The following is a 25,336-nucleotide window of genomic DNA, read 5'->3' on the forward strand; positions in this document are numbered from 1 at the left end:
CGCAAAGGCCGAGCGTCGCCCTCGCTCGCCCTCAAGCCGCTTCCGCGATGGCAGCGACGATCGTATCGATCGCCTCGTCGACATGTTCGATGTGCGTGCGGAATGACAGGATTGCGCAGCGCAGAACATAGGTTCCATCGACGCGCGTTCCACTGAGAAGAATGCGCCCGTCATCGACGAGGCGCCGCAATAGCGCCTCGTTATAGGCATCGGCATCCCCCGACTTCGGCACATAGCGGAAGGCGACGACCGAGAGGTCCGGGGGAGGCCCCGTCTCGATGCCCGCAACCCCCTGCATTCGCGCGTGAAAATAGCGCGCCAGAGCAAGCTTTTCGGCCTGCGCCGCCCGAAACGCCGCCACGCCGGCGAGCTGCAAGGGCAGCCAAAGCCGCAGCGCCCGAAAGTGCCGCGTCAGCTCCACCGAAAGATCGGCCGGTGACGGACCCACGCCATAGTCGCCCAGCGGCTCGATATAGGCGGCGTTCGAGCTGTACGACGCGAGCAGGTGGCGGCCGTCGCGCACCAGCACCGCGCCGGTCCCATAGGGAAGAAACAGCGTCTTGTGCGGATCGAGCGCGACGCTGTCGGCCAGTTCAATGCCGTCCAGTATCGCGCGGCCCTCGTCGCACAGGGCGAAGAGACCACCATAAGCCCCGTCGATGTGGAACCAGGCGCCATAGTCCCGGCACAAGGCCGCAATGTCGCGCAAGGGATCGACCGCGCCGGTGTCGATCGTTCCCGCCGAGGCAATGACCAGCCAGGGCTTGATCCCGGCCGCGCGATCGGCTTCGAGCGCTGCGGCGAGCGCCGCAGGATCCATTCGCTGGTGCGGATCGGTGGCGATCGTTCGCCGCGGCGCGCGGGCGCGGCCCGCAATATGCAGCGCCTTGTCGACGCAGTGATGCGCGCAGCGGGTGAGGTAGACCGCCCCGCCGCCGTCGGGGTCGCGCGCATCGCGCGCCGCCACGATCGCGGTGAGGTTGGCAATACTGCCGCCAGAGGTCAGCGTACCTGCGGCTTCGGCCGGAAACCCGACGACGTCCGCCAGCCAGCGCGTGACGAGATTTTCGAGACGAACGGCACCCGGGCTCGCCGACGCAAAGCCCGAATATTTGTTCGACGTGGCGGCGAGCATGTCGGCAAGCGCGCTGTGAAAAAGCCCGCCGCCCGGGATATAGGCCATGAATCGCGGCGAGGTCGCGGCGAAGCCGGGTCGATCGACGGCCTCGGCGATATAGTCGAATATGGCCGTCGCTTCGCGGCCAACCTCCGGGAACTCGGGATCGAGGCGGTGAGAAAATACGCCGTCAGCCGGCCAGTTGCTCGGACCCTCGGGAATCTGGCGCAGATAGTCGAGCGCATGGTCGAGCGCCTGCTGGCCCAGACGTTCGCACTCATTCTGGTCGGGCTCGAGCGGACGCATGGCCAGCCGCTTGCGCTCAATCTCTTCGAGGAGACCGCCCATATTTTCTGAGGTCACGACATCATCCGCTACCAGGTGGAAACCTCTCTGTCAGGCAGGAACGGGCGACGCGCAAGGCTTGCACGCTTCATGCCTGAACAGGCGGGACAAAACGCCCACAGCGTCCTGACGTGCGAACGGCCATTGTTCGCGGAAGGGCGGGCAATATTTTGACCATGCGGCCCTCACCTCACGGCGCTTCTCCCATAGCGGTCCACGGCGGTAGGCGCGCTTCCCAATCGATTTCCGACCATGTCCTCTCACCATTGCGTCCGACCCGGATTCGGCCTTCGCCCAGGTTGCAGAAAGCCTTTTCAGGGCTCCTTGTTTTCCCCATTTTTTCCCACACTCGACATCGGCCAAAGGTGGATCGGCGTGGACAGGTCAGGGCGCGAATCACTGCCGCGATCCGCAGGAAACCTCGACTTCCGGGCGCAACTTGGATGGGTGGGGATGGGGAATGGTGGACAGGGCTGGATTCGAACCAGCGTACGGAAACCCGGGCAGATTTACAGTCTGCTGCCTTTAACCACTCGGCCACCTGTCCATGGGGTCCGCTTTGGGAAGTGGCCCAATGGCGAAACGAGGCTTGCCTGTCAATGCCGCTCGTGGGAAAGGCGCGGCGTTATGAGACAATTTTCACGCCATCGTCGCCCCGCCGGCCAATCGTCCAAGGGACAACCCATTCGTTTCTGGGGCCGGCACGCCGTTCTCGCCGCACTCGCCAACCCCGAACGCACCGTCAAGCGGATCTGGGGCACCCGCGAGGCGCTGGGCCAGCTCGACCTGCCGCCGGTGGTTCCGATCAGCTATGCCGAGGTCACCGACCTCGCGCGACTCGTCGCGCGCGACGCGCCGCACCAGGGGCTGGTGATCGAGGTCGACCCGCTTGAGGGCCTCTATCTCGGCGACCTGTTACAGGAAGAGACGGACGCGGACAGCCGCCGCCCGATCATCGTCCTCGATCAGGTCACCGACCCGCATAATATCGGCGCGGTGCTGCGCTCGGCCGCCGCCTTCGACGCCGCCGCGATCGTCACCCAGGATCGCCACAGCCCGCCCGAGAGCGGCGTCATCGCGCGCTCGGCGTCGGGCGCGCTCGAAATGGTGCCATGGGTGCGCGTCGTCAACCTGTCGCGTGCGCTCGAAGAGATCGCCGAGGCGCAATATTGGCGCATCGGGCTGATGGGCGACACCGACACGACGCTCGGGTCGGTCCTTGACGGCAGCAAGGTCGCGCTGGTGCTCGGCTCCGAAGGCGACGGCATGCGCCACAATGTCATGGAGCATTGCGACGTGCTGGCGAAACTGCCGATCTCGCCGCGCATGGAAAGCCTGAACATTTCCAACGCCGCGGCGATCGCGCTTTACGCGGTCGCCACGGCGGGCCGCTGACGCGGGTCAATCCTCGGCGGCGATCCGCACCTTCAGGCCGTCCATTGCCTCGGTAAAGGGCAGCTGGCACGACAGGCGCGAGCTGTCGTCGCGGTCGGTGGTCGAATCGAGCAGGTCGTTTTCGTCCTCGCTCATCGCGGGCATGTCGCCCACCGCGACCTCGACATGGACGTGGCAGGTCGCGCACGAACAGCAACCGCCGCACAGCGCGAGCAGTTCGTCGAAACCCGCGTCGCGGATATTTTCCATCACGGTCAGGCCGGTGTCGCCCTCGATCTCATGTTCGGTCCCGTCGCGCGTCACCACAATCAGCTTGGCCATGTGCATCCCCATATCGTTCGATTCGAGTGCGCTATGTCGCGCGTTGCGCGGCAAATCAAGCGCTGCTAGTTAGACAAGTCGGAACAAAAGGAGAATATCGGCATGGGCCTGAGCCAGCAGCAGCTAAACGCCGGAATCGACGCGCTCGCCGGGATCGAGCCGGGGTTCGCGCGGGCGCTCGGCCATGCGGGCTACCCCGAGCCGCGCATCCGCGCACCCGGCTATGCCACATTGCTGCGCACGATCGTCGGCCAGCAGGTCAGCGTCGCCGCCGCGACCTCGATCTGGAACAAGCTTGAGGCCGGATTCGGCGAGGGATGCCCGGCGGAGGTGATGGCCGCTGCCGATTTCGACGCGCTACGCGCCTGCGGCCTGTCGGCGCAGAAACAGGGCTATGCCAAGAGCCTCGCGCAGCTCGTCATCGACGGCGACCTCGCCTTCGATGCCCTGCCTGCCGACGACGAGGAGGCGATCGCGCTGCTCACCAAGGTCAAGGGCATCGGCCGCTGGTCGGCCGAAATCTATCTGCTCTTCGCCGAGGGACGCCCCGACATCTGGCCCGCCGGCGACCTTGCGGTGCAGGAAGCCGTCGGCCGCATCATGCAACTCGACGCGCGGCCGAGCGAAAAGACGATCCGCGAGATCGCCGAAGCCTGGCGCCCCCACCGCGGCGCCGCGGCGATCTTCAGCTGGCATTGCTATAATATGGCGGTGATTTAGCCCCGAAATATCACAAACTTCGTCATTGCGAGGAGCGAAGCAACGCGGCAATTCAGAGTCGCGTAAACCGCTCTGGATTGCTTCGCTTCGCTCGCAATGACGAGCTTGAAATGGGGACCGAATAGCCATGACCACCACCCGCGACATCGTCACCGCTTATTATGCCGCGTTCAATAGCGGTGACACCGACGCGATGCTCGCGCTCGTCGCCGACGATGTGCGGCATGACGTCAACCAGGGCGAGCCGCGCCACGGCAAGCCGCTGTTCGCCGACTTCAACGCGCATATGACGCGCTGCTACCGCGAGCAGCTCACCGACATGGTGATCTTTGTCGAAGGCGAGCGCGCCGCCGCCGAGTTCATCGTCAATGGCACCTATCTCGCGACCGACGACGGCCTGCCCGAAGCGACGGGCCAGACGTACCGCCTTCCCGCCGGCGCCTTCCTGTCGGTGAACGCGGCCGGGCAAATCGACCGCATCACCACCTATTATAATCTCGCCGACTGGCTCCAACAGGTCGGCGCATGACGATCGACGTTGCGCCGATGACCGGCGCGGGGCTTGCCGATGTGCTGCCCGCGCTCGCCGAACTCCGCATCGCCGTCTTTCACGCCTTCCCCTATCTCTACGATGGCGACGCCGCCTATGAGGCCGACTATCTCGCCGCCTTCGCCGCCGCAGAGGGCGCGGTGATCGTTGTCGCGCGCGACGGCGATATGATCGTCGGCGCCGCCACCGCCGCGCCGCTGGCCACACAGGACCAAGCCTGGCAGGTGCCGCTCGCCGCGGCGGGCTTCGACATCGCCCGTACCTTCTATTTCGGCGAATCGGTGCTGCTGCCCGAATATCGCGGCCAAGGCATCGGCCACGCCTTCTTCGACCGCCGCGAAGCGCAGGCACGCGCGCTGGGCGCATCGCGCGCCGCCTTCTGCAGCGTCATCCGGGCCGCAGACCACCCGGCCCGGCCCGAGAGCTACCGCCCGCTCGACGCCTTCTGGCGCGGCCGCGGCTATGCTCCGCTCGCGGGCGTGACCGCGTCGTTCGAGTGGAAAACGGTCGGCGGCAGCGGCGAGGAGCCGCACGACCTCCAATATTGGACGCGGGCACTCTGAGCACGCAAAGGTCGATGGACCATCCAATCCTCCCTGTGACGAAGCATGGGGAGGATCGGCAACGTCGGCTCCCCGCCCCGAAGACCGCCATCATCCCATAAGAAAAGGGCCGGGGTTTCCCCCGGCCCTTCCCTAAGTCATGTGCCTGAAATCAGGCGCCGGTGACGTCGGCGGTGTCGACCTTGACGCCCGGGCCCATCGACGACGACAGCGCGATCTTGCGGACATATTTGCCCTTCGCGCCGGCCGGCTTGGCCTTGACGATCGCATCGACGAAGGCGTCGAAGTTCTGGCGGAGCTTTTCCTCGCCGAACGACAGCTTGCCGAGGCCGGCGTGGATGATGCCGACCTTTTCGACGCGGAATTCGATCTGACCGCCCTTGGCGGCCTTCACGGCTTCGGCGACGTTCGGGGTCACGGTGCCCAGCTTCGGGTTCGGCATCAGGCCCTTCGGACCCAGCGTCTTGCCGAGGCGGCCGACGATGCCCATCATGTCCGGCGTCGCGATGACGCGGCCATAGTCGAGGTTGCCCGCGAGCATATCTTCCATCAGGTCTTCGGCACCGACCTTGTCGGCGCCGGCGGCCAGCGCCTTTTCGGCATTGTCGCCGCGCGCGAACACCGCAACCTTGACGTCCTTGCCGGTGCCGGCGGGGAGCGTCACGACGCCGCGGACCATCTGGTCGGCGTGGCGCGGATCGACGCCCAGGTTCATCGCGATTTCGAGCGTTTCGTCGAACTTGGCCGAGGCCAGCTCGCGCACGGTCTTGATCGCTTCGTCGACGGCGTGAAGCTTCAGCGCGTCAACCTTGCCCTCGAGGGCCTTCTGCTTCTTGGTCAGCTTTGCCATCGGATCAGCCCTCCGTCACTTCGAGGCCCATCGAGCGCGCGCTGCCCTCGATGATCTTCGTTGCCTGTTCCAGATCGTTCGCGTTGAGATCCTTCATCTTGATCTCGGCAATTTCGGCGAGCTTCGAGCGCGCGATCTTGCCACCGCTGATCTTGCCGGGTTCCTTGGAGCCCGACTTCAGGTTCGCGGCCTTCTTGATCAGATAGGTCGCCGGGGGCGTCTTGGTGACGAAGCTGAAGCTCTTGTCAGCAAAGACGGTGATGATGGTCGGGGTCGGGGTGCCCTTTTCCATGGAATCGGTCGCGGCGTTGAACGCCTTGCAGAATTCCATGATGTTGACACCGCGCTGGCCGAGTGCCGGCCCGAGCGGCGGCGAGGGGTTTGCGGTCCCTGCCGGTACCTGCAGCTTGATATAGCCGCTAATCTTCTTGGCCATGATGGCCTCCTTTCTTTCTGTCGGGCATCCGTTGCCGGAGACCCTCAAAATAAGCGGTCGAACAGAGGGGCATCACCCCCTCCTCCCGCGCGGAATCACGCCCGTATCTGACGCGAAGCGGCGCCGGTAGACGGAAATCGGCGGCGAAGCAAGGCTTTTAGCCCTGTGGCGCGAGGCGCAGCAGCCCTTCCTGCACCGCCGAAGCGATCAGCGTGCCGTCCTGCCGATAGATCGAGCCGCGATTGAGGCCGCGGCTGGCGCCCGACCAGTCGCTATCCATCACATAGACGAACCATTCGTCGACGCGCACATCGTCGTGGAACCACATCGCATGGTCGAGGCTGGTCGAGAACAGGCCGGGGGTCGACCAGTTGAGCCCGTGCGGCAGCATCGCCGACGACAGCAGCCCCATGTCCGACGCGAAGGCAAGGAAACCCTGGTGGACGAGCGGGTCGTCGCCGATCGGCGCGGCGACGCGGAACCATTGATAATGCTGCGTCGCCTTCGCCGACGCGGGCGGGCGATGGTTGCGCAGCTCGAACGGACGCCGCCGCGCCATATGGTTGAACGAGTCTTCGGAGACATTGGGGTCGGCGGCGATCGTCTCGAGGAAATCGCGGCATTCTTCGGGCGGCAGCAACTCGGGCATCGGCACCTGATGCGCGAGGCCCGGGGTCGGTTTCTGGAACGAGGCGGTGAGGTTGAAGATCACCTTCCCGTCCTGGCGCACGACGACGCGGCGGTTGGCGAAGCTGCGTCCGTCGAAATCGCGGTGGACGCGGAAATGCAGCGGCTTGGTCTCGTCGCCGCCGCGCAGGAAATAGGCGTGGAGCGAATGGACCCGCTTGTCGGGATCGACGGTGCGCGCCGCCGCGACCATCGCCTGCGCGATCACCTGGCCGCCGAAGATGCGGTCGCGCGCGGTGGTCGCGAGCGCGGGAAAGGTAAATTCGTCGTCGACCCCCGACACGGCGTCGAGGTCGAACAGGCGCGCGACGGCGGCGACCACTTCGCCGACATCGACGCTGGCGTTGATCGCACGGGCACGGTCGATGCGGGCCTGAATCGCGTCGGGAGTCAGGCTCATCTGCTTGTCCGTTCCTGGAGGAGAACGACGGCGCGGGCCGTCACTTCATGCGCTCGACCTGTTCGAAGTCGAGCTCGACCGGGGTGGCGCGACCGAAGATCGAGACGCTGACCTTGACGCGCGCCTTTTCGAAATCGAGTTCCTCGACCAGCCCGTTGAAGCTGGCGAAGGGACCGTCGAGCACCTTGACCTGGTCGCCGATTTCGTAGTCGACGCGGATTTCCTGCTTCGGGCGGGCTGCGGCCTCTTCCTTGCTGTTCAGGATGCGTGCGGCTTCGGCCTCGCTGATCGCCTGCGGCTTGCCCATCGACCCCAGGAAGCCCGTCACCTTCGGGGTGTTCTTGACGAGGTGATAGACGTCATCGGTCATCGTCAGCTTGGCGAGGACATAGCCGGGGAAGAATTTCCGCTCCGCCTGCACCTTCTTGCCGCGCTTGACTTCGGTCACCGTCTCGACCGGGACCTCGACCGATTCGACGAGCTGGGACAGGCCCATGCGCTCGGCTTCGGCGATCACCGAATCGCGGACCTTGTTCTCGAAACCCGAATAGGCGTGAATGATGTACCAGCGCGCCATGTCTATCCTATCCCTGTAAGCCTGCGCGGATCAGCGCGCGAGCGACGTCAGCCAGCTGACGATCGCGTTGAAAACCGTGTCGACGCCGAGGAAGAAGAAGGCGAGGATCGTGGTCATAATCAGCACCAGGATCGTCGTCTGCACCGTCTCGCGGCCGGTGGGCCAAACGATCTTGCGCGCTTCATCCTTCACCTGATTGATGAATTGGCCGGGGCTGGTCTTCGCCATGATCCTGCTGTCCTCGTAAGCGTCCGAATATCGGCCAGATGGGTTGCCACTGCCCAAGCGTCAACCATGCTTTGGGCAATAGTCCGCCCACCCTCCCCGAGCATGTCGGCGAAAGGCGGAAGGAAAACGGCGCATCTGTCCGAATGGAGCGGCCTTTACTTGCGCGCGGGAGCGATTGCAAGTCAAAGGCTGGCGGCGCGGTGGGGCATGTGCGGACGCATCGCGAGCAGCAGGCCGACCATGATCGCCCAGGCGGTCACCGGTTGCAGCACGAACAACAGGTGCAGCGCGTTCGCCGACGCTTTACCGTTCTGCGGATCGAAACCGACAAGGCCGAGCAGCGCATAGCTGACCGCGATCGCAGCGGCGACGCCGAATTTCTGCATCAGGTTGAGCAGCGCGAACAGGAAGGCCGAGCGGCTGCGCCCGCAGCGTTCGGCGTCGCGCGGCACGAGGTCGGCGAGCATCGAATAGATGAACAGCAGGCCGACGAAGCCGGTGCCGAGCGACAGCGAAAAGCCCGCCGCCTGTGCAAGTCCGCGCGGCTCCTGCACCAGCGTCCCCAGCAAAAGGGCGGAAATCAGCAGCGCCATCGCGATCATCGTCCTTGGCTTGCCGAAGCGACGCGCCAGGAAGGTCCAGATCGGCGATGCGATGGCGCCCCCGATAAAACTCGCGAACAGCAGCACCGCGCTCTGGGTATCGAGATCGAGCACCGCGGCGGCGAAGAAGATGAAGAGCGAGGTCAGCGAACCAAAGGCGAAGCTGTTGAGAAAGGTCACCCCGAACAGCAGCATCAGCGGCGTGAAGCCGAACGAGGCGCGGATCTCGTTCCGCCAACCGATGCCGGGTTCGGCGACGACGCTGCGCAAGGGCACCAGCCGCATCGCAAACAGCGCGACGGGCACCATGAGCAGGAACAGGCTGGCATAAGCGAGGATACGCCCCTGCAGGCTGATCCCCGGGATCGCCAGCTGCGCCGCCGCAGGCGCGGCAAAGGCGCCGATCAGCGCGATCTTCGCAAACCAGTCGCGCATTCCGTACAGCAGCGCGCTGTCGGCGGGGCTGCGCACCAACGCCGCCCCCCACGACAGCTGCGCGACCTCATAGAGGCTGTAGCTCGAATAGAAGAGGACCATCAGCAGGAAGAGCGCCGCGAAGGGCAAGGCATTGCCGACGGTCACGATCGTGAGGAGGAGCAGCGCCAGCGGCACCAGCGCGAGCAGCATCCAGCGCCGGTGCGCGCCGAGCCCGGTGCGGACGCGGTCGATCATCGTCCCGATCAGCGGGTCGACGACGCCGTCCCAGATCGTGGTGAGCGAAAAGAGCAGCCCGACAAGACCGACTGCGATCACCCCGCCCTCGGCGATATAGGGCGGCAGATAGACGCTGAACGGCAGGCTGAGGATCGCGGTCGGCCCTGCGGTCGCGGCGTAGGCGACGACGGTGCGCGGGCGAAGCGATGTGTCGGGCATGTCACCGACCGGCGCGGAAATCGCGGGGACGGACGGCGCCGTCGAAGCCTGTTGCTCTGCCACGTCGCCTTGTCTCCAATCCCGCCGCGAAGCTTTCAGTAATTGACATTCATGTCAACAACGCGGTTCGATTTTCGATTGCCGTCCCCGGCGCATCGGGCCACAAGTTGACGAAAATACAGGGCGCATGTGTTTCATTCCGGGGGGGATCGACCATGTCCGACGTCGCCAAGGCCGCGATCACCAACATCTTCGTGCTGATGCTGGAGAATCATTCGTTCGACCAGATGCTCGGGCGGTCGGGGCTGCCGGGACTGCGCGTCGCGCCGGCCGATGCCTCGAACAGCTATCGCGGCGTCCCCTATCCGATCCACGCTCCCGCGCGCTGGTCGATGACCACCGATCCGGGGCACGAGTTTCCCGATGTGCTGCAGCAATTATGCGGCGCCGACGCGGCGAAGGCCTATCTGAACCGCTGCGACAAGGGCACGAAGACGGATCCGCATCCGGTCGATTGCAGCCAATGCCATTATCCCACGATCGACCTCAGCGGTTTTGTCAGCAGCTATGCGACCTCGGTCAGCGAAGGGACGGGCACCCCCGATCCAGCCGATTACAGGGACATCATGGGCTGCTTCGACACGCGCGCGCAATTGCCCATATTGTACCAGCTCGCACAGGAATTTGCGGTGTGCGACGCCTGGCACAGTTCGCTGCCGGGACCGACCTGGCCCAACCGGTTCTTCGTCCATGGCGGATCATCGGCGGGGATGGACGTCAGCCCCGAGATGAACAGCGAACTGCCGTGGGAAACGCTGCGCGGCTTCGAATATGAAAATGGCTCGATCTATGACGCCCTGCGCGCGGCGGGCCACCGGTTCCGGCTGTATCAGGACAAGAGCAATGCGTTCAGCGACAAACCCTCGCACGCCTGGCAGGGCGGCTGGATTTCGCAGGTCGCGTCGCTGAAGAGGCTGAGCCTTGCCGATATCTGGTCGCTCGGCTGGTTCGAAGGCGACGTCCACGCCCGCCGTGCCGACGGCAGCGCGGCCTATGCCGAAATCCCCTATACCTTCATCGAACCCAATTTCGGCGCGAGCTTTTTTGCCAAACAGCATGATCCCGACGGGCAGACGTTCGACGGACCGACCTATGTCGGCGGATCGTCGCAGCACCCCGAGGACAATTGCTATGGCGGCGAAGGGCTGATCAAATTCGTCTATGAGACGGTCTTCGGCGAAAAGTCGCCGATCCGCGACACCAGCCTGCTGATCATCACCTATGACGAGCATGGCGGTTTCTATGACAGCGTGGCGCCGGGGAGCGCGGTGCCGCCGGGCGACAAGACCCCGGCGGGCCAGGAATATCTCAACCGCTATTGCTTCGATTTCAGCCGCTACGGGGTGCGCGTACCCGCCGTGATCGTGTCGCCGTGGGTGCCCCGGGGGAAGGTCGATCCGACGCCCTATGATCACACCTCGATCCTCGCGACGCTGCGCACGAAACTGGGGCTGAAGCATCTGACAGCGCGCGACGCGCAGGCGAACGACCTGTGGACCCTGCTGAGCGAGCCGGCGGCGCGGACCGATATCCCCACCACCCTCGTCGATCCGGTCAAGCCGCCGGCGCGCGAACCGAGGGCGGAGGCGCCGCCCGACGACCTGCCCCTCGCCCGGTCGGGCAATATGATCGGGTTCCTGCATGTCCTGCTCAAGACCGAAATCGAACTCGCCGAGAAGAGCGGCCAACGGGCGGTCGCCGATATCGTCGCCGATTTCCACAAGATCACCACGCACGGCCACGCCGGCACCTATGTCGCTAGGATGAGGGCGATGCTCGACGCGCTTTAGGCGGGCGACGACAGCTTCATCAACACCAGCCCCGCAACGATCAGCAGCGCGGCAAGAATCCGCATCGCGCTCGCCTGCTCGCCGAGGACGATGATGCCGACCGCAAAGGCCCCCACCGCGCCGATGCCGGTCCAGATCGTGTAGGCGGTGCCGAGCGGCAGCGATTTCAGCGACAGCGACAGCAGGGCGAAGCTGGCGACCATCGCGACCAGCGTGACTGCCGACGCGGTGGGGCGCGTAAAACCATCCGATTGCTTCATCGCAAAGGCCCAGACGATTTCAAGCAGACCAGCGATAGTCAAATAAATCCAGGCCATGGTGGCAGCCTCCTTCAACGGGCTGCCGGGCCGTCCCGGACTTGAAGGCCCGCGAGCGCGGGCGAGGACGTGGCCTCTGTCGGCGGCGTTGCCCATTGCCCCAATATTGCGGGGCGGCAACGACACCGGTCGGCACCCATTAGCCCCATATCGGCCGCGACAAAATCCTTTTCTACGGAGCGCGACGATTGGGTCGTCGGGAGGAAACCGAACCATCCGCTCGCCGGCGTCGCCGATCCGGCCTCGGCCAGGTTGTCGAAACCGCGAACCGATCGTTCGAGCGCACCAATGCGTTGAAACCCGTCAGCGCCGCTATCCGCCGCGACTATTCCCACGAAGCGAAGGCGCGCCCTTCCCCATGGAGATTCCCAGCAGCGTCAATAGGCAGGCCGAGGCGATATAGGCGCCGATCAGCCAATCTGCATCGCCACCGGACAAGATCCAGCTGAACACAAGCGGCGCGATGGCCCCTCCCAGCACGCCGGCCAGCGTGTAGGCGAGCGAGGATCCGGTATAACGCAGGCGCGGTTCGAACTGTTCGGCGATGAAGGCGGCCTGGGGTCCATACATCAGCGCGTGGAAAATCAGCGCACCGATCACCCCGCAGATCAGGCTGGCCTGGCTGTCGACAAGCGCGAAGAAGCCCAGGCTCCACAGACCGCCGCCGATAGCCCCGATGGCATAGATGAAACGGCGTCCGAACCGGTCCGAAAGATGACCCGCCAACGGGATCAGCGGCACTTGCATCGCCGATCCGATGAGGACGGAGGATATGGTTTGCGCCCGCGTCAACCCAAGCCGCTGCGTCGCGAAGGTGAGGACGAAAACCGCGAACATCGCATACAGGACGTCGGGACCCAGTCGTGCGAGGATCGCGGCGGCCAGGGGGCGCCGCTGTTTTGCAAAGACTTCGGAGATCGGCGCCTTTGGCTGCTCGCCCCTGGCCTCGATACTGCTGAACACCGGGGTTTCTTCCAGCGCGCTGCGGATCCACAAGCCGAAGCCGATCAGCAGCAGCGACATCAGAAACGCCACGCGCCAGCCCCATTGCAGAAACTGCTCGTCGTCGAGCGTCAGGGTGAGGACGGCAAGCACGCCGTTCGCCAGCAAGGTCCCAAGCGGCGGCCCGACCTGCGCGGCCGACGCCCAGAAACCGCGCTGATCGGCGCGCCCGAATTCGCTGGAGAGCAGCACCGCGCCGCCCCATTCTCCGCCGACGCCGACACCCTGTGCGAAGCGCAGCAAGATCAACAACGCCGGAGCGGTGCTGCCGATCTGCGCATAGGTCGGGAGAAGCCCGATCAGGAAGGTCGATATGCCGACCAGCAACAGCGTGTAGACCAACACGACCTTGCGCCCGACGATGTCGCCGAGCCGCCCGAAGAATATGCCACCGACCGGCCGCGCCAGATAACCGACGGCATAGGTGCCGAACGCCTGCAGGGTGCCGGTCATCGGGTCGCTGGCGTCGAAGAAAAGCTGGCCGAAGATCAGCGCGGCAGCCGAGCTGTAAATCGCGAAATCATAATATTCGAGCGCCGTGCCCGACAGGCTGGCGACGAAGGCGCGCGCGCGGCCCGGATGATTGACATTCTCGTCGGCAACTCCTCCCGCCTCGCCGCCGTCATGCAGCGATGCCAGATCCGATCCGTTCCGTTCCAACCGACTGTCCGTCACGAATTGCCCCCCGATGACCCTGCCTTTCAAATCATCAAGAAAGCGCAGCCCTGTCAAAGATAATTTATCGATGAATTATCACAAAGTCGCTGCGGCCCGCGCTGCCTGGTTATAGTCGCCCGAAAGATTGCGCAGTTGCTTCGCGGTGAGCGACAGCGCTTCTTCCGTCGCTCCCCCCGCCTTGACGCTCTCGACCAGCAGTTGTTCGCGGGCATCGCGATAGCGATTGCAAAAGGCGATGCCCTCCTCGGTCGCCTCGACCAGCTTCTCCTTGCCCTGCCGCTGCGTCTTCACCAGCCCGGCCTTCACCAGCTTGCGCACGGCGTAGCTGGCGAGATGCGCGTCTTCGATGTGAAGCACCAGCATCAGGTCCATGAAGCGCTTTGGCCGGCCGCGATGATAGACGGAGTGGAGGATCAGCACTTCGAGCGGCGTCAACTGCGCCCCGGCGGCGGTCGCGCATCGCACCATCCAGCGGTGATAGGCATTCGCCGCCAGGGTCAGGCTGAATTCCACCTCCGACAATGCCGGCGATTTTCCGGCCGCCAGATGGGACGACGAAACGATCGGCATCGAAGAGTCAGGCGTCATTTTTGCAATCTCCACACGCGGATGTGGCACCAGAACGCCGTGGGCGAAGCGAGTCAACGACGATTTTACCGACATTATATTGACAATTTATCATTGTTTTGATTGCATGCGCTCGCGAAGGGAGATCGATGTGGGCGAATGGCGATTCTGGATCGATCGTGGCGGCACCTTTACCGATGTCGTGGCAAAGGCGCCCGACGGACGATTGCATACGACCAAGATGCTCAGCGAGAATCCCGAGCAATATCGCGACGCCGCGACGGCGGGGATTCGCCGGCTGTTGAGCCTGCCGCTGAACAGCGCCATTCCGGCGAGCACGGTGACCGAGGTCAAAATGGGCACGACGGTCGCGACCAACGCCCTGCTCGAGCGCAAGGGCGCCCGCACGCTGTTGCTGGTCAACAACGGATTGCGCGACCTGCTCAAGATCTGCCATCAATCCCGGCCCGACCTGTTCGCACTCGATGTCAGGTTGCCCAAGCCGCTGTACGAGGCCGTCGAGGAAATCGGCGGCCGGATCGGCGTCGACGGCCAGCCGATCGACGACCTCGACATGGCCGCTCTGACGGACATGCTGCGCCGCTATCGCGAGCAGGGTTTCGAAGCGTGCGCCATCGCCCTGATGCACGCATGGAAATATCCCGCCATGGAGCAGCGTGTGGCGGACGCGGCGCACGCGGCGGGCTTTGCCCAGGTGTCCGCGAGCCACCGGGTCAGTCCACTGGTCGGCATCGTGGCGCGCGCCAGCACGACCGTCGCCGACGCCTATCTGTCGCCGGTGCTGCGCGACTATGTTGGCCGAGTGACCGCCGAGCTGGGCGACACCGCACTGTTTTTCATGCAATCGAGCGGCGGGCTGGTCGATGCCGGGCAGTTCGAGGGCAAGGATGCGATCCTGTCGGGCCCCGCCGGCGGCGTCGTCGGCGCGGCCCGGACGGCGCAAGCGGTCGGCGAGGAAAAGGTGATCGCCTTCGACATGGGCGGCACCTCGACCGACGTCGCGCTGTTCGCCGGCGAGTTCGAGCGCACCTATGACACGCAGGTCGCGGGTGTGCAGATGCGCGTGCCGATGATGGCGATCGACACGGTCGCGGCCGGCGGCGGATCGATCCTGCATTTCGACGGCAGCCGGTTCCGGGCGGGACCGGACAGCGCGGGCGCCAATCCGGGACCGCGCGGCTATCGGCGCGGCGGCCCGCTGACCGTCACCGACGCCAACATCATGTGCGGCAAGATCGTGCCCGCTTATTTCCCGTCGATCTTCGGTCCGCATGGCGACCAGCCGCTCGACGCCGATGCCGTCGCGGCGGGCTTCGCCGAGCTGGCCGAACAGCTTCCCGGTTCCGATCCACGCGACATGGCGGAGGGCTTCCTGCGCATTGCCGTCGCCAACATGGCCGCCGCGATCAAGCGCGTGGCGCTGGCGCGCGGGCAGAATGCCGCCGAATTCACGCTGCAATGCTTCGGCGGCGCGGGCGGGCAGCACGCCTGCCGGGTCGCCGAGGAGCTGGGCATGACGCGGGTGCTGATCGACCCCTTCGCAGGGGTGCTGTCGGCCTTTGGCATGGGGCTGGCGGATCAGACCAGCTCGCGGCAACAGGCGGTCGAACTGCCACTCGACGAAGCGCATATGGCGGCGATGAAGGCGGCGGCGGACAGGCTGTCCGTCGAGGCCGCTCGGGGTCTCGCCCAGTTCGGCGCGTCGGATCTGGAGCATCGCGCGACCGTTCATCTGCGCTACGATGGCACCGATACGGCGCTGGGTGTTCCCTTTGGTGCGATCGCAGACATGCGCGCCGCCTTTGAGGACGCGCACCGCGCACGTTTTGGTTTCGCATCGCCCGAACGCGGGCTCGTCGTCGAAACGCTGGTCGTCGAAGCGGTGCGGCCGGGCGACAGCATCGACCGTCCTTCCCTGGCCGCAGGCGACGTAGGCGCGCCGATCGACCGGGTCGAGATCTGGACCGGCGGGCGGACATGGGACGCGCCGGTCTATGACCGCGCCACGCTACGTCCGGGACAGGAACTGACCGGACCCGCGCTGATCCGCGAGGAGATATCGACGACCGTCGTGGAGCCGGGCTGGCTCGCGCATATGCTCCCCAACGGGGCCTTGCTGCTGACCGCACAGTCGCGGGTCGAACATGGCTTTGCGGCCAGCGACACGCCCGACCCCGTCCTGCTCGAACTGTGCAACAGCCTGTTTATGAGCGCGGCGGAACAGATGGGCGCAGTGCTGGAGAACACGTCGACCAGCGTCAATATCAAGGAACGGCTGGACTTTTCCTGCGCGGTGTTCGACGCGCAGGGGGCGTTGATCGCCAACGCGCCGCATGTGCCGGTGCATCTCGGCGCGATGGGCGAAAGCGTCCGCGCGGTGATCGCGGCGCGCAAGGGCACGCTGCGGCCCGGCGACGCAGTCGTCCTCAACAATCCCTTCAACGGCGGCACCCACCTGCCCGACGTGACGCTGGTGTCGCCGGTGTTCGACGCGGCGGGCGAGGAGATCCGCTTCTTCGTCGCCAACCGCGCGCATCATGCCGACATCGGCGGGATCACGCCGGGGTCGATGCCCGCCGATTCGACCAGCCTCGCCCAGGAAGGCATCGTCATCGACGATTTCCTGATCGTGAGCGCGGGCGAATTTCGTGAGGAGGCGCTCCGCGCACTGCTGTTGTCAGGGGATCATCCGGCGCGCAGTCCGGATGTGAACATCGCCGACCTCAAGGCGCAGCTCGCCGCCAATGAAGCGGGCGCGCGCGAACTGGAAGGGCTGGTCGCACGCTATGGCTGGCCGGTCATCCGCTGCTACACCGGCCATGTCATGGCCAATGCCGAGGAAAGCGTCCGCCGGGTGCTCGACCGGATCGCCGACGGCCGCTTCACCTATGAAATGGACGATGGCGCGGTGCTGCAGGTCAGCATCCGGGTCGATCACGACACGCGGTCGACGACGATCGATTTCACCGGCACCAGCGCGCAACGCGAGGGCAATTTCAACGCCCCGCCCGCCATCACCAACGCGGCGGTGCTCTATGTCTTCCGCTGCCTGATCGGGGAGAATATCCCGCTCAACGAAGGTTGCCTGCGGCCGCTCAACATCATCGTCCCGCGCGGCAGCTTCCTTTCGCCCGAACCGGGCCGCGCGGTCGTCGCCGGCAATACCGAAGTCAGCCAGGCGATCTGCAACGCCCTGCTCGGCGCGCTCGGCGCGACCGCCAGCGCGCAGGGCACGATGAACAACCTGCTCTTCGGCACCGACGATTATCAATATTATGAAACGATCTGTGGCGGCACGGGGGCAGGCCCCGGTTTCGATGGCACCGGCCCCGTCCACAGCCACATGACCAACACGCGTATCACCGACCCCGAAATATTGGAGCTTCGCTACCCCGTGCGGCTCGAGCGCTTCGGCACGCGGGACGGATCGGGCGGCGCCGGCCGGTGGCGCGGCGGCGACGGGGCGATCCGCCGCATCCGCGCGCTAGAGCCGATGACGCTCACCTTCGTCGGATCGCGCCGCCGCCTGCCCCCCTTCGGGCTGGCCGGCGGCGAGCCGGGCGCCACGGGTTCGCAATGGGTGGAGCGCGCCGACGGCAGCAGAGCGGCGCTGGCCGGAACCGACCATGTCCTGCTGGATGCAGGCGACATGATCGTGATCGAGACACCCGGTGGCGGCGGATACGGACCAGCCTGACAAGGCGAATTTGCCGCAGGCGATCGAATCCGACGCGATGTGTGCGGTTTCAGCGTGATAGAGAAAGGGAGGAGCCTGACCGGCTCTACGCTGAAGCGGCGACAGCTGCTCGCCGGAAGCGCCTTGTTTGACCTGGGAACCGGCTTGGCGCCACCCGTGCTGGCGGCGCTACGCCGGAAGGCGAATGCCATCGTCGCTTCGACGCTTCCCATCAGCCGGCATCTACCGCAACCCGCCGGACGGATGGCCGGCCATCAGACAGGCAGTTCGGTCGTATATTTGACGGTACTGAGGGCAAAATGCGACGCCGCTCCGCTCACGCAGGATTGCGGCAGCAAGGTGCGCATCAGGAACTCATTATAGTCGGCGACGTCGGCCACGACGATCCGCAGCAGATAGTCCCATTCGCCCGACATCGAGAAACATTCGACGATTTCCGGTCGGCGCAGCACAAAGGCTTCGAAGGCGGCCGTGTCTTCCTGCGCGTGGCTTCGTACGCGGACATTGCAAAGCACGTTCACGTCGCGGCCGATGGCTCCGGGGTTCACCAGCCGTACCGCCCGCGTCAGAACATTCGCCGCCTCCAGGGCTTTGAGCCGGCGCCAGCAAGAGGCCGTCGACGTGCCGACCCGTTCGGCGAGTTCGGCATGGCTGATCGACGCATCGCGCTGAAGTTCCGAGATGATTCGCCGGTCTATGCCGTCAAGATTTGCATCATTTTTCATTTTATGGCCAATCTGCGAATTATTTTTATCAGATACTGCCGCTGGCGGCGCGAAATTGAAACCCCTTTTCGGCGGCGGCGTGCGATATGCTTTTCATGGAACAGAAAATTCTCGAGCGCCCTGCGGGCGCCGCCGAAGACTGGACGATCCCGCAGGATTGGACATCCTACACTGCGGACGAACATGCGATGTGGGATCATTTGTTCGATCGTCAGGCGGCGATGCTCCCCGGTCGGGTCGTCCCCGAGTTCATGGACGGGCTCGACGTGCTGCGGATGACCAAGCCGGGCATTCCGGATTTCGAAGAACTGTCCGAGCGGCTCTACAAGCTGACCGGCTGGCAGGTCGTCGCGGTTCCCGGCCTCGTTCCCGATCGCCTTTTCTTCGAGCATCTCGCCAACCGCCGTTTCGTCGCGGGACGCTTCATTCGTCGTCCCGACCAGATCGACTATCTGCAGGAACCCGACATATTCCACGATGTGTTCGGCCATGTCCCGCTGCTCGCGAACCCCGTCTTCGCCGACTATATGCAGGCCTATGGCGAGGGCGGGCTGCGGGCCGACGGGTTGGGCGCGATCGACAATCTCGCCCGCCTCTATTGGTACACGGTCGAATTCGGGCTGATCCGGCAAGGCGGCGATCTCAAGCTTTATGGCGCGGGGATCGTGTCCTCTTATGGCGAGTCTGTTTTCGCGCTCGACGACCCGTCGCCCAACCGGATCGGCTTCGACCTCCGGCGGCTGATGCGGACCCGCTACAAGATCGACGATTATCAGCAGAGTTATTTTGTCATCGACAGCTTCGAGGACCTGCTTCGCCAAACCGTCGAGAATGATTTCGCACCCCTCTATCGAGAGCTTGAGAGCCAAAGCGATCTCGCGCCCGCCGACCTGCTCGATAGCGACACCGTCATCCACCAGGGGACGCAGGCCTATAACCGCACGAAGGAATTGCCATGATCGACGCGTATTCTCCCGTCGCCGCGCGTGCCTGGGACGGCTTTGACCAGCTCGACGCCGTGCCGGCCGATGCATTGCTCGGCCTGATCGGCCTCTATCGTTCCGACGATCGCCCCGACAAAATCGACCTGGGCGTCGGCGTGTTTCGCAACGACGATGGCGCGACCCCGGTAATGCGCGCGGTCAAATCGGCCGAAGCGCATCTCCTTCAGGACCAATCGACAAAATCCTATCTCGGCGCCGACGGCGACAGCCGCTTTGCCGAGCTTCTGGCCGAGGTCGCATTGGGATCGGATATCGCCCGCTCGCCCCGCCTTTGCGGCGTGCAGACGCCCGGCGGCACCGGCGCACTCCGGCTCGGCGCCGAACTGCTGCAACGGGCAGCCCCCGACGCCACGGTGTGGATCGGCGAGCCAACATGGCCCAATCACGGACCGATCTTCCTTTCCGCCGGTCTGAAGGTCGCGGGCCACCGCTTTTACGATGTCGCCGCCGCGACGATCGATTTTGCCGCCATGATGGAGGATCTGGAAGCTGCCATGCCCGGCGACATCCTGCTTCTTCACGGCTGCTGCCACAATCCGACCGGCGCGACGCTCGCCCCCGGCCAGTGGGCGACGATCGCCGGCTTTTGCGAGGAAAAGGGCATCATCCCCCTCATCGACCTCGCCTATCAGGGACTCGGCGACGGGCTGGACGAGGATGCGGCGGCGACCCGCGCGATGTTCGCGGCGCTTCCCGCCGCGCTTCTTGCCTATAGCTGCGACAAGAATTTCGGCCTCTACCGCGACCGCGTCGGGGCGCTCTGGGTCCAGTCGCCCCGCGCGGGGACCGCACCGCTGGTTCGCGGCAACATGTTCGCGCTCGCCCGCAGCCTCTGGTCGATGCCGCCCGATCATGGGGCCGCGCTGGTCCGGATCATCCTCGATTCCCGGGATCTGCGCGCGGACTGGGAGGCCGAACTCTCCGCGATGCGCCTTCGTATCAACGGGCTGCGCGAAACGGTCGCCGCACGGCAGCCGTCGCTGGCGTTCATCGGGCGTCAGCGCGGCATGTTCGCCATGCTTCCGATGGCGCCCGGCGAGGTCGCCGAAATGCGCGCTCGCCACGGCATCTACATGGCGCCGAACGGTCGCATCAACATTGCCGGCCTGACCCGGGAGAATATCCCCCATTTCCTCGCCAGCCTCGGGCAAGTGGCACCATGAGCTGGTGGACGACCGACGAGACGCACGACCCGGCTCGCACGAGCTGGGTCGATAGTGCGAACGGGCATGTCGACTTTCCGATCCAGAATCTGCCGCTCGGCCTGTTTGCGCCGGCGGACCGACCGGAGCGTATCGGCACCGCGATCGGCGACAAGATCCTCGACCTCAAGGCATGCGCCGACGCCGGGCTGTTCGATCCGTTGGTGGTGCAGGCTTGCCAGCAGCCGGGCGCAAACGCGCTGCTCGGGCTTCCGGTCGGCCGCAAGCGGGCGCTGCGACGGCGGATCAGCGAACTTCTGTCCGATCCGGACTATCGCAACATCGTCGAGAACAAATTGTTTCGCGCCGGCGACTGCGAACTCCTCGTCCCGGCGCGGATCGGCGACTATACCGACTTCTATGTCGGCATTCACCATGCCAATAATGTCGGCAGGCAGTTTCGACCCGACAACCCGTTGCTTCCCAATTATAAGTATGTGCCCATCGGCTATCATGGCCGGGCCTCCTCGGTTCGGCCTTCGGATGTCGGCGTTCGCCGGCCGTATGGCCAGCGCAAGGGCCCCGATGCCGATGCGCCGGTCTTCGAACCGACCGCGCGGCTCGACTATGAACTGGAACTCGGGGTCTGGATTGGCGCGGGCAATGCGCTTGGACGACCGCTCTCCATCGCCGAGGCGAGCCATCATGTCGCCGGTTTCTGCCTGCTGAACGACTGGTCGGCGCGCGATGTACAGGCGTGGGAATATCAGCCGCTCGGCCCCTTCCTCGCGAAGAATTTCCACACGACCATATCGCCATGGATCGTCACCGCCGATGCGATGGCCCCGTTCCGCACGTCGCAGCCGTCGCGGCCGGAAGGGGATCCTGCCCCCCTGCCCTATCTGCGCGACGACAATGACCAGCGACATGGCGCGCTCGACCTGACCCTTGAGGTTTTCCTGCATACCCGGCGAATGCGGACGCAGGGCGCCGCCCCTTTCCGGTTGAGCAGCGGTCCGGCGACGAGCATGTACTGGACGGTCAACCAGATGGTCGCCCATCACGCCTCGAACGGTTGCAACCTGTCGCCGGGCGACCTGCTCGGCACCGGCACCATCTCGGCCCCCGAACGATCGGGCTTCGGCAGTCTGCTCGAAATCAGCGAAGGCGGGGCTCGTCCCCTGACCTTGCCGAACGGCGAAACGCGGACCTTCCTCGAGGACGGCGATGAACTGATCCTCAAGGCGCAGGCCTCGGCCGCCGGATATGTCTCGATCGGATTTGGTGAGTGTCGCGCGGTCGTGCTGCCGGCAACATGATCGACCTCGTGTCCATGGCCCGCAGCGCCGGGGAAACCCGGATCGATGGAACGCGGGCGACCAGCAATCCTGCGACCCTTCACAACCCACGACCATTGAGGCGATAATGATCGAATCCTATAATCCGACCGAATTGACGGAACTCCTCAACCGGCTCCCCCATTGGCGTTACGATGCCGAACGCAAGGCGCTCCACCGCAGACTCGAATGCGGAGATTTTTCGGAAGCGATGGAGATTATGATGCGGATCGCCATCGACGCCGAGCGTGCCGACCACCACCCCGAATGGTGCAACGTCTATAACCGCATCGATATCTGGCTCACCACCCATGACGCTGCGGGAGTGTCCTCGCGCGACGAGGCGCTTGCCACCCGGATCGACGCCATTGTCGGAAGCTGATCGGCACGATCGCCCGGGTGGCTTTTGAGAAGAAAATACCGGATTCAATCGTCCGTTTCGCGCTGCCCGTAACGGCGGAAGGCGCCGAGGATCCGCTGCATCTCGGCGGCATCGAGCAGCTTTGGGCCACCGATCGCCAGCGTGCCGCAATAGACCGCCGCCTGTTCTTCGACCTCCTCGGCGATCGCCATCGCAGTCGCGAGGTTCGGGCCAAGGGCGATCAGGCCATGATTGGCCATCAGGCAGGCGAGGCGGCCGTCCAGCGTTCGCACGACGCCGTCCGCCAATTCTTCGCTGCCGAACGTCGCATAGGGTGCGACCGGGACGCTGGCTCCACCGCTGACCGCGACCATATAGTGGAGCGGCGGGATTTCGCGATGGGCACAGGCCAATATGGTCGAGTGGCGGGCGTGGCAGTGAACCACGGCCTTGGCATCGGCGCGGCGTCGATAGATGCCCATATGCATTCGCCATTCGCTCGATGGCTTTGCCGCGCCGGGGGCCACGCCGCCGTCCGCGTCGACGAAGACCATCAGGTCGGGGGTCAGGCGATCGGGAGTGATGCCCGACGGCGTGACGAACATCCCAGAGGCGAAGCGGACCGACAGATTACCCGACGTCCCGCGATTGAGTCCGCGCGCGTCGAGCGCGCGCATCGCATCGGCAAGCTGTTGCCGGGCTTCGTCTTCGGTCATCACAGCTCCTCCCGCACCGGCGTCTCGCGCAGGAACGCCAGCGTCCCATCATAGCCATCGAGCTTGCCCAGCGTGCCGACGCCGAGCGCGACCTGCGCCGCGGTCGCAACGCCAAAACGCAGGGCTTCGGCGGGATCGAGGCCACGGGCGCGCGCCGCGATATATCCCGCGCAGAGGCTGTCGCCGCAACTGGCCGTGTCGACCGGATCGATAAGGTGTGCAGGGACGTGAATTTGCCGGTCAGCCAGAACGAGCAGCGCCCCTTCGCTCCCCATCTTGACGAGGCACCCGCCCGCACCCCGCGCCAGGAAACGCCGCGCGCCTTCGATCGGATCGTCGGTTCCGGCAAGCGCGCGGACCTCGGCAAGGCTGGGCATGAACAGGTCGACGTGCGGCAACAGGGCGTCGAGATCGGCCTGCGCCGCATCCGACGGCGCGATCAGGTCGCACGATGTAAAAATGCCCCGCTCGCGTGCCGCTTGCAGCAGATCGGCCCCCTTCCCCGCAGCGCCCGGAAACCCCACGCCGCCCCAATGAACGGCGGCGGTGCGGGAAAGCGCGGCAAAGACCGCATCGGTAACCGGCGCGAAGATGCTCGCCCCCATCATATGCCAGTTCGGACGATCGCCGTTTGGGCGGATGGGCAGGACCGTGGTCGAGGTCGGCCAGGCGGCATCGACGGCGAGCAGGCTAGTGTCGACCCCGGCTGCATCGAACACCGACCGGATCAACTGCCCCTGCGGATCGTCGCCGACCGCCGAGGCGATGGCGGTGCGAAGGCCCAGCTTTTGCGCAATGAACGCGGTCCCGCCCGCAGTGCCCGCCGGCGACAAGATGATCTTTTCGACGATCTGCCCCGCCTCGCCATCGGGCAAGGACGCGACGGGATAGACCGTGATGTCGATCGTCGTGAGGCCGATCGCGAGCAGATCGAGTTGCATGGTCAGCCGGCCGTCGCCGCCGCAAGCGCGACGAGGATCGGATGGGGTTCGAGGGCGCCGCGTCGTGCCGCAAGCGCCGCAAACGCCTCGTCCGCTACGGCGAGCGTCATGTCGATGTCGGCTTCGGTCACGGCAGCGCACAGGAACATATTGTGCCAGGGGTGCATATAGACACCCCGCGCCAGCATTTCTTCTGCCCAGCCGTAACCGACGCGGAAATCGGGATCATCGGCGAACATGATCTGCGGCATCTGCACCGGACCGGTCTGCCGCAACGTGAAGCCATGCTTTGTCGCGGCGACGTCGAGTCCCGACCGCAGGTGATCGCCAAGGCGAGCCATATGTTCGAGATAATCGCTCTCGCGGATGATCCGCAATGTCTCGATCGCCGCCGCCATCGGCACCGCCGACAACCAGAAGGATCCGGTGGCATAGATCGAACCGGCGCCTTCGCGGCAGCGGTCCGAACCAAGCAAAGCCGAAATCGGATGGCCGTTCGCGAAACATTTGCCCCACGCGCTGAGATCGGGCTGGACGCCGAGTTCGCTCCAACTGCTGCCGCGCGCGAGACGGAAACCCGCGCGGACCTCGTCGACAATCAGCATCGCCCCCGCTTCGTCGCACAAAGCGCGCGCGCGGCGGGCGTAAGCAGGGTCGGGCGCCTCCTGATCGATAAAGGCATCGTGACGGAAGGGCGATGCAAAGATCGCGGCAAGATCGTCGCCCGCCTCGACGACCGCCGCTTCGAGGCTCGCGACGTCGTTATAGGCATAGGTGCGGACGTGCGCGCGATCCTCGGCGACGGTCCCTGCCGGGATCGGCGTGCACCAAGGCGCGGCGCCATGATAGGCGCCCTTCGCGACCAGCACGACCCGTTTGCCGGTCTGCGCGCGCGCGCTGCTCATCGCCATGGTGGTGGCATCGGTGCCGTTCTTGCAGAACATCGCCCAGTCGGCGTGGTCGACCATCTCCACCAGGGTTTCGGCGAGTTCGACCATGAGCGGCGACGGTCCGGTCAGCGTATCGCCGAGCGCCGCCTGCGCACTTGCCGCCGCCTCGACCCGTTCGTCGCGATAGCCAAGCAGGCTCGGCCCATAAGCGCACATATAGTCGAGATAGCGATTGCCGTCGGCGTCCCAGATATAGGCCCCCTCGGCCTTGCTGAAGAATTGCGGGAAACTGTCGGGGAGCAGGCGCACCGATTCATGGCCGTACATGCCGTTCGGGATCACCTTGAGCGCGCGCGCGCGCAGCGCCGCATCCTGCGTTCTGGTCATAATATCGTCTTTCCTTCGATGGGCGCGCGCTCATGGC

25 protein-coding genes and 1 tRNA gene are annotated in these 25,336 nt (G+C 65.2%); 10 read left to right on the forward strand and 16 right to left on the reverse strand.

The features are described from left to right. Positions 1-31: 31 nt before the first annotated feature. Together ACREB7_RS07350 and ACREB7_RS07355 are read right to left on the reverse strand one after the other, a co-directional pair. A complete protein-coding gene (locus tag ACREB7_RS07350; RefSeq protein WP_431591642.1) occupies positions 32-1,480 on the reverse strand; it encodes a pyridoxal phosphate-dependent decarboxylase family protein in 1,449 nt (482 codons plus the stop codon). Between the two features lie 443 nt (positions 1,481-1,923). Next, positions 1,924-2,009 (reverse strand) — tRNA-Tyr (locus tag ACREB7_RS07355). A gap of 80 nt (positions 2,010-2,089) precedes the next feature. Between ACREB7_RS07355 and rlmB the strand changes: the two genes are divergently transcribed. Further along, the gene (rlmB, locus tag ACREB7_RS07360) at positions 2,090-2,857 is read left to right on the forward strand and encodes a 23S rRNA (guanosine(2251)-2'-O)-methyltransferase RlmB (protein WP_431591643.1); all 768 of its coding nucleotides are present in this window, start codon (positions 2,090-2,092) and stop codon (positions 2,855-2,857) included. Between the two features lie 6 nt (positions 2,858-2,863). Here rlmB and ACREB7_RS07365 read toward each other — a convergent pair whose 3' ends face one another. Then, positions 2,864-3,178, reverse strand: a complete 315-nt coding sequence (locus tag ACREB7_RS07365) for a 2Fe-2S iron-sulfur cluster-binding protein (RefSeq protein ID WP_431591644.1) — start codon at positions 3,176-3,178, stop codon at positions 2,864-2,866. A 102-nt stretch (positions 3,179-3,280) separates the two neighbouring features. Between ACREB7_RS07365 and ACREB7_RS07370 the strand changes: the two genes are divergently transcribed. The 3 genes from ACREB7_RS07370 (at position 3,281) to ACREB7_RS07380 (ending at position 5,011) form a co-directional block, all read left to right on the forward strand. Next, positions 3,281-3,898, forward strand: a complete 618-nt coding sequence (locus tag ACREB7_RS07370) for a DNA-3-methyladenine glycosylase family protein (RefSeq protein WP_431591645.1) — start codon at positions 3,281-3,283, stop codon at positions 3,896-3,898. A 127-nt stretch (positions 3,899-4,025) separates the two neighbouring features. After that, on the forward strand, positions 4,026-4,427 hold the full coding sequence (locus tag ACREB7_RS07375) for a ketosteroid isomerase-related protein (RefSeq protein WP_431591646.1): 402 nt from the start codon (positions 4,026-4,028) through the stop codon (positions 4,425-4,427). Beyond that, on the forward strand, positions 4,424-5,011 hold the full coding sequence (locus ACREB7_RS07380; protein ID WP_431591647.1) for an N-acetyltransferase family protein: 588 nt from the start codon (positions 4,424-4,426) through the stop codon (positions 5,009-5,011). The genes ACREB7_RS07375 and ACREB7_RS07380 overlap by 4 nt, the downstream gene beginning before the upstream one ends. Positions 5,012-5,162: 151 nt before the next feature. Here ACREB7_RS07380 and rplA read toward each other — a convergent pair whose 3' ends face one another. The 6 genes from rplA to ACREB7_RS07410 all read right to left on the reverse strand — a co-directional run bounded on the left by rplA (position 5,163) and on the right by ACREB7_RS07410 (position 9,664). Beyond that, positions 5,163-5,861, reverse strand: coding sequence for a 50S ribosomal protein L1 (gene rplA / locus ACREB7_RS07385; RefSeq protein WP_431591648.1), 699 nt, complete (start codon positions 5,859-5,861; stop codon positions 5,163-5,165). Positions 5,862-5,865: 4 nt separating this feature from the next. After that, a complete protein-coding gene (gene rplK / locus ACREB7_RS07390) occupies positions 5,866-6,297 on the reverse strand; it encodes a 50S ribosomal protein L11 (RefSeq protein WP_056348400.1) in 432 nt (143 codons plus the stop codon). A gap of 157 nt (positions 6,298-6,454) precedes the next feature. Then, positions 6,455-7,384 (reverse strand): acyl-CoA thioesterase, encoded by a 930-nt coding sequence (locus ACREB7_RS07395; RefSeq protein ID WP_431591649.1) that lies wholly within the window; start codon positions 7,382-7,384, stop codon positions 6,455-6,457. A 40-nt stretch (positions 7,385-7,424) separates the two neighbouring features. Then, on the reverse strand, positions 7,425-7,961 hold the full coding sequence (gene nusG, locus ACREB7_RS07400) for a transcription termination/antitermination protein NusG (RefSeq protein WP_077028837.1): 537 nt from the start codon (positions 7,959-7,961) through the stop codon (positions 7,425-7,427). 30 nt (positions 7,962-7,991) lie between these two features. Next, positions 7,992-8,189: a preprotein translocase subunit SecE gene (secE, locus tag ACREB7_RS07405; protein ID WP_431591650.1), complete on the reverse strand. Its 198-nt coding sequence runs from the start codon at positions 8,187-8,189 to the stop codon at positions 7,992-7,994. A 182-nt stretch (positions 8,190-8,371) separates the two neighbouring features. Further along, positions 8,372-9,664: an MFS transporter gene (locus ACREB7_RS07410; protein ID WP_431591651.1), complete on the reverse strand. Its 1,293-nt coding sequence runs from the start codon at positions 9,662-9,664 to the stop codon at positions 8,372-8,374. Between the two features lie 215 nt (positions 9,665-9,879). Here ACREB7_RS07410 and ACREB7_RS07415 point away from each other — a divergent pair, with 215 nt between their 5' ends. Further along, entirely contained in the window at positions 9,880-11,514 is a 1,635-nt protein-coding gene (locus ACREB7_RS07415; RefSeq protein WP_431591652.1) for an alkaline phosphatase family protein, read from the forward strand. On the opposite strand, the gene ACREB7_RS07420 is transcribed toward ACREB7_RS07415, so the two are convergent. From ACREB7_RS07420 to ACREB7_RS07430, 3 genes are all read right to left on the reverse strand, one after another. After that, positions 11,511-11,831 (reverse strand): DMT family transporter, encoded by a 321-nt coding sequence (locus tag ACREB7_RS07420; RefSeq protein ID WP_431591653.1) that lies wholly within the window; start codon positions 11,829-11,831, stop codon positions 11,511-11,513. The genes ACREB7_RS07415 and ACREB7_RS07420 overlap by 4 nt on opposite strands. A gap of 312 nt (positions 11,832-12,143) precedes the next feature. Continuing rightward, positions 12,144-13,508, reverse strand: coding sequence for an MFS transporter (locus ACREB7_RS07425; protein ID WP_431591654.1), 1,365 nt, complete (start codon positions 13,506-13,508; stop codon positions 12,144-12,146). Positions 13,509-13,586: 78 nt separating this feature from the next. Next, positions 13,587-14,099, reverse strand: a complete 513-nt coding sequence (locus ACREB7_RS07430) for a winged helix DNA-binding protein (protein ID WP_431591655.1) — start codon at positions 14,097-14,099, stop codon at positions 13,587-13,589. Positions 14,100-14,229: 130 nt separating this feature from the next. Between ACREB7_RS07430 and ACREB7_RS07435 the strand changes: the two genes are divergently transcribed. Next, positions 14,230-17,796 (forward strand): hydantoinase B/oxoprolinase family protein, encoded by a 3,567-nt coding sequence (locus ACREB7_RS07435; protein WP_431591656.1) that lies wholly within the window; start codon positions 14,230-14,232, stop codon positions 17,794-17,796. A 254-nt stretch (positions 17,797-18,050) separates the two neighbouring features. Here ACREB7_RS07435 and ACREB7_RS07440 read toward each other — a convergent pair whose 3' ends face one another. Continuing rightward, on the reverse strand, positions 18,051-18,521 hold the full coding sequence (locus ACREB7_RS07440) for an Lrp/AsnC family transcriptional regulator (RefSeq protein WP_431591657.1): 471 nt from the start codon (positions 18,519-18,521) through the stop codon (positions 18,051-18,053). A gap of 95 nt (positions 18,522-18,616) precedes the next feature. On the opposite strand from ACREB7_RS07440, the gene phhA reads away from it, so the two are divergent. The 4 genes from phhA to ACREB7_RS07460 all read left to right on the forward strand — a co-directional run bounded on the left by phhA (position 18,617) and on the right by ACREB7_RS07460 (position 22,386). Further along, positions 18,617-19,480: a phenylalanine 4-monooxygenase gene (gene phhA, locus ACREB7_RS07445; protein ID WP_431591658.1), complete on the forward strand. Its 864-nt coding sequence runs from the start codon at positions 18,617-18,619 to the stop codon at positions 19,478-19,480. Next, positions 19,477-20,688 (forward strand): aromatic amino acid transaminase, encoded by a 1,212-nt coding sequence (locus ACREB7_RS07450; protein WP_431591659.1) that lies wholly within the window; start codon positions 19,477-19,479, stop codon positions 20,686-20,688. Before phhA ends, ACREB7_RS07450 begins: the two co-directional genes overlap by 4 nt. Then, on the forward strand, positions 20,685-21,986 hold the full coding sequence (gene fahA, locus ACREB7_RS07455; RefSeq protein ID WP_431591660.1) for a fumarylacetoacetase: 1,302 nt from the start codon (positions 20,685-20,687) through the stop codon (positions 21,984-21,986). Before ACREB7_RS07450 ends, fahA begins: the two co-directional genes overlap by 4 nt. Positions 21,987-22,092: 106 nt before the next feature. Further along, entirely contained in the window at positions 22,093-22,386 is a 294-nt protein-coding gene (locus ACREB7_RS07460) for a 4a-hydroxytetrahydrobiopterin dehydratase (RefSeq protein WP_431591661.1), read from the forward strand. 44 nt (positions 22,387-22,430) lie between these two features. Here the strand turns inward: ACREB7_RS07460 and ACREB7_RS07465 are convergent, their stop codons facing one another. From ACREB7_RS07465 to ACREB7_RS07475, 3 genes are read right to left on the reverse strand one after another with little or no spacing between them, the layout of a single operon-like run. After that, entirely contained in the window at positions 22,431-23,081 is a 651-nt protein-coding gene (locus ACREB7_RS07465; RefSeq protein WP_431591662.1) for a class II aldolase/adducin family protein, read from the reverse strand. Further along, positions 23,081-24,022 (reverse strand): carbohydrate kinase family protein, encoded by a 942-nt coding sequence (locus ACREB7_RS07470; protein WP_431591663.1) that lies wholly within the window; start codon positions 24,020-24,022, stop codon positions 23,081-23,083. Before ACREB7_RS07470 ends, ACREB7_RS07465 begins: the two co-directional genes overlap by 1 nt. 2 nt (positions 24,023-24,024) lie before the next feature. Then, the gene (locus ACREB7_RS07475; RefSeq protein WP_431591664.1) at positions 24,025-25,299 is read right to left on the reverse strand and encodes an aminotransferase class III-fold pyridoxal phosphate-dependent enzyme; all 1,275 of its coding nucleotides are present in this window, start codon (positions 25,297-25,299) and stop codon (positions 24,025-24,027) included. Positions 25,300-25,336: the final 37 nt, after the last annotated feature.

This window comes from Sphingopyxis sp. (assembly GCF_050725615.1).
In the GTDB taxonomy this organism is placed as follows: Bacteria; Pseudomonadota; Alphaproteobacteria; order Sphingomonadales; family Sphingomonadaceae; genus Sphingopyxis.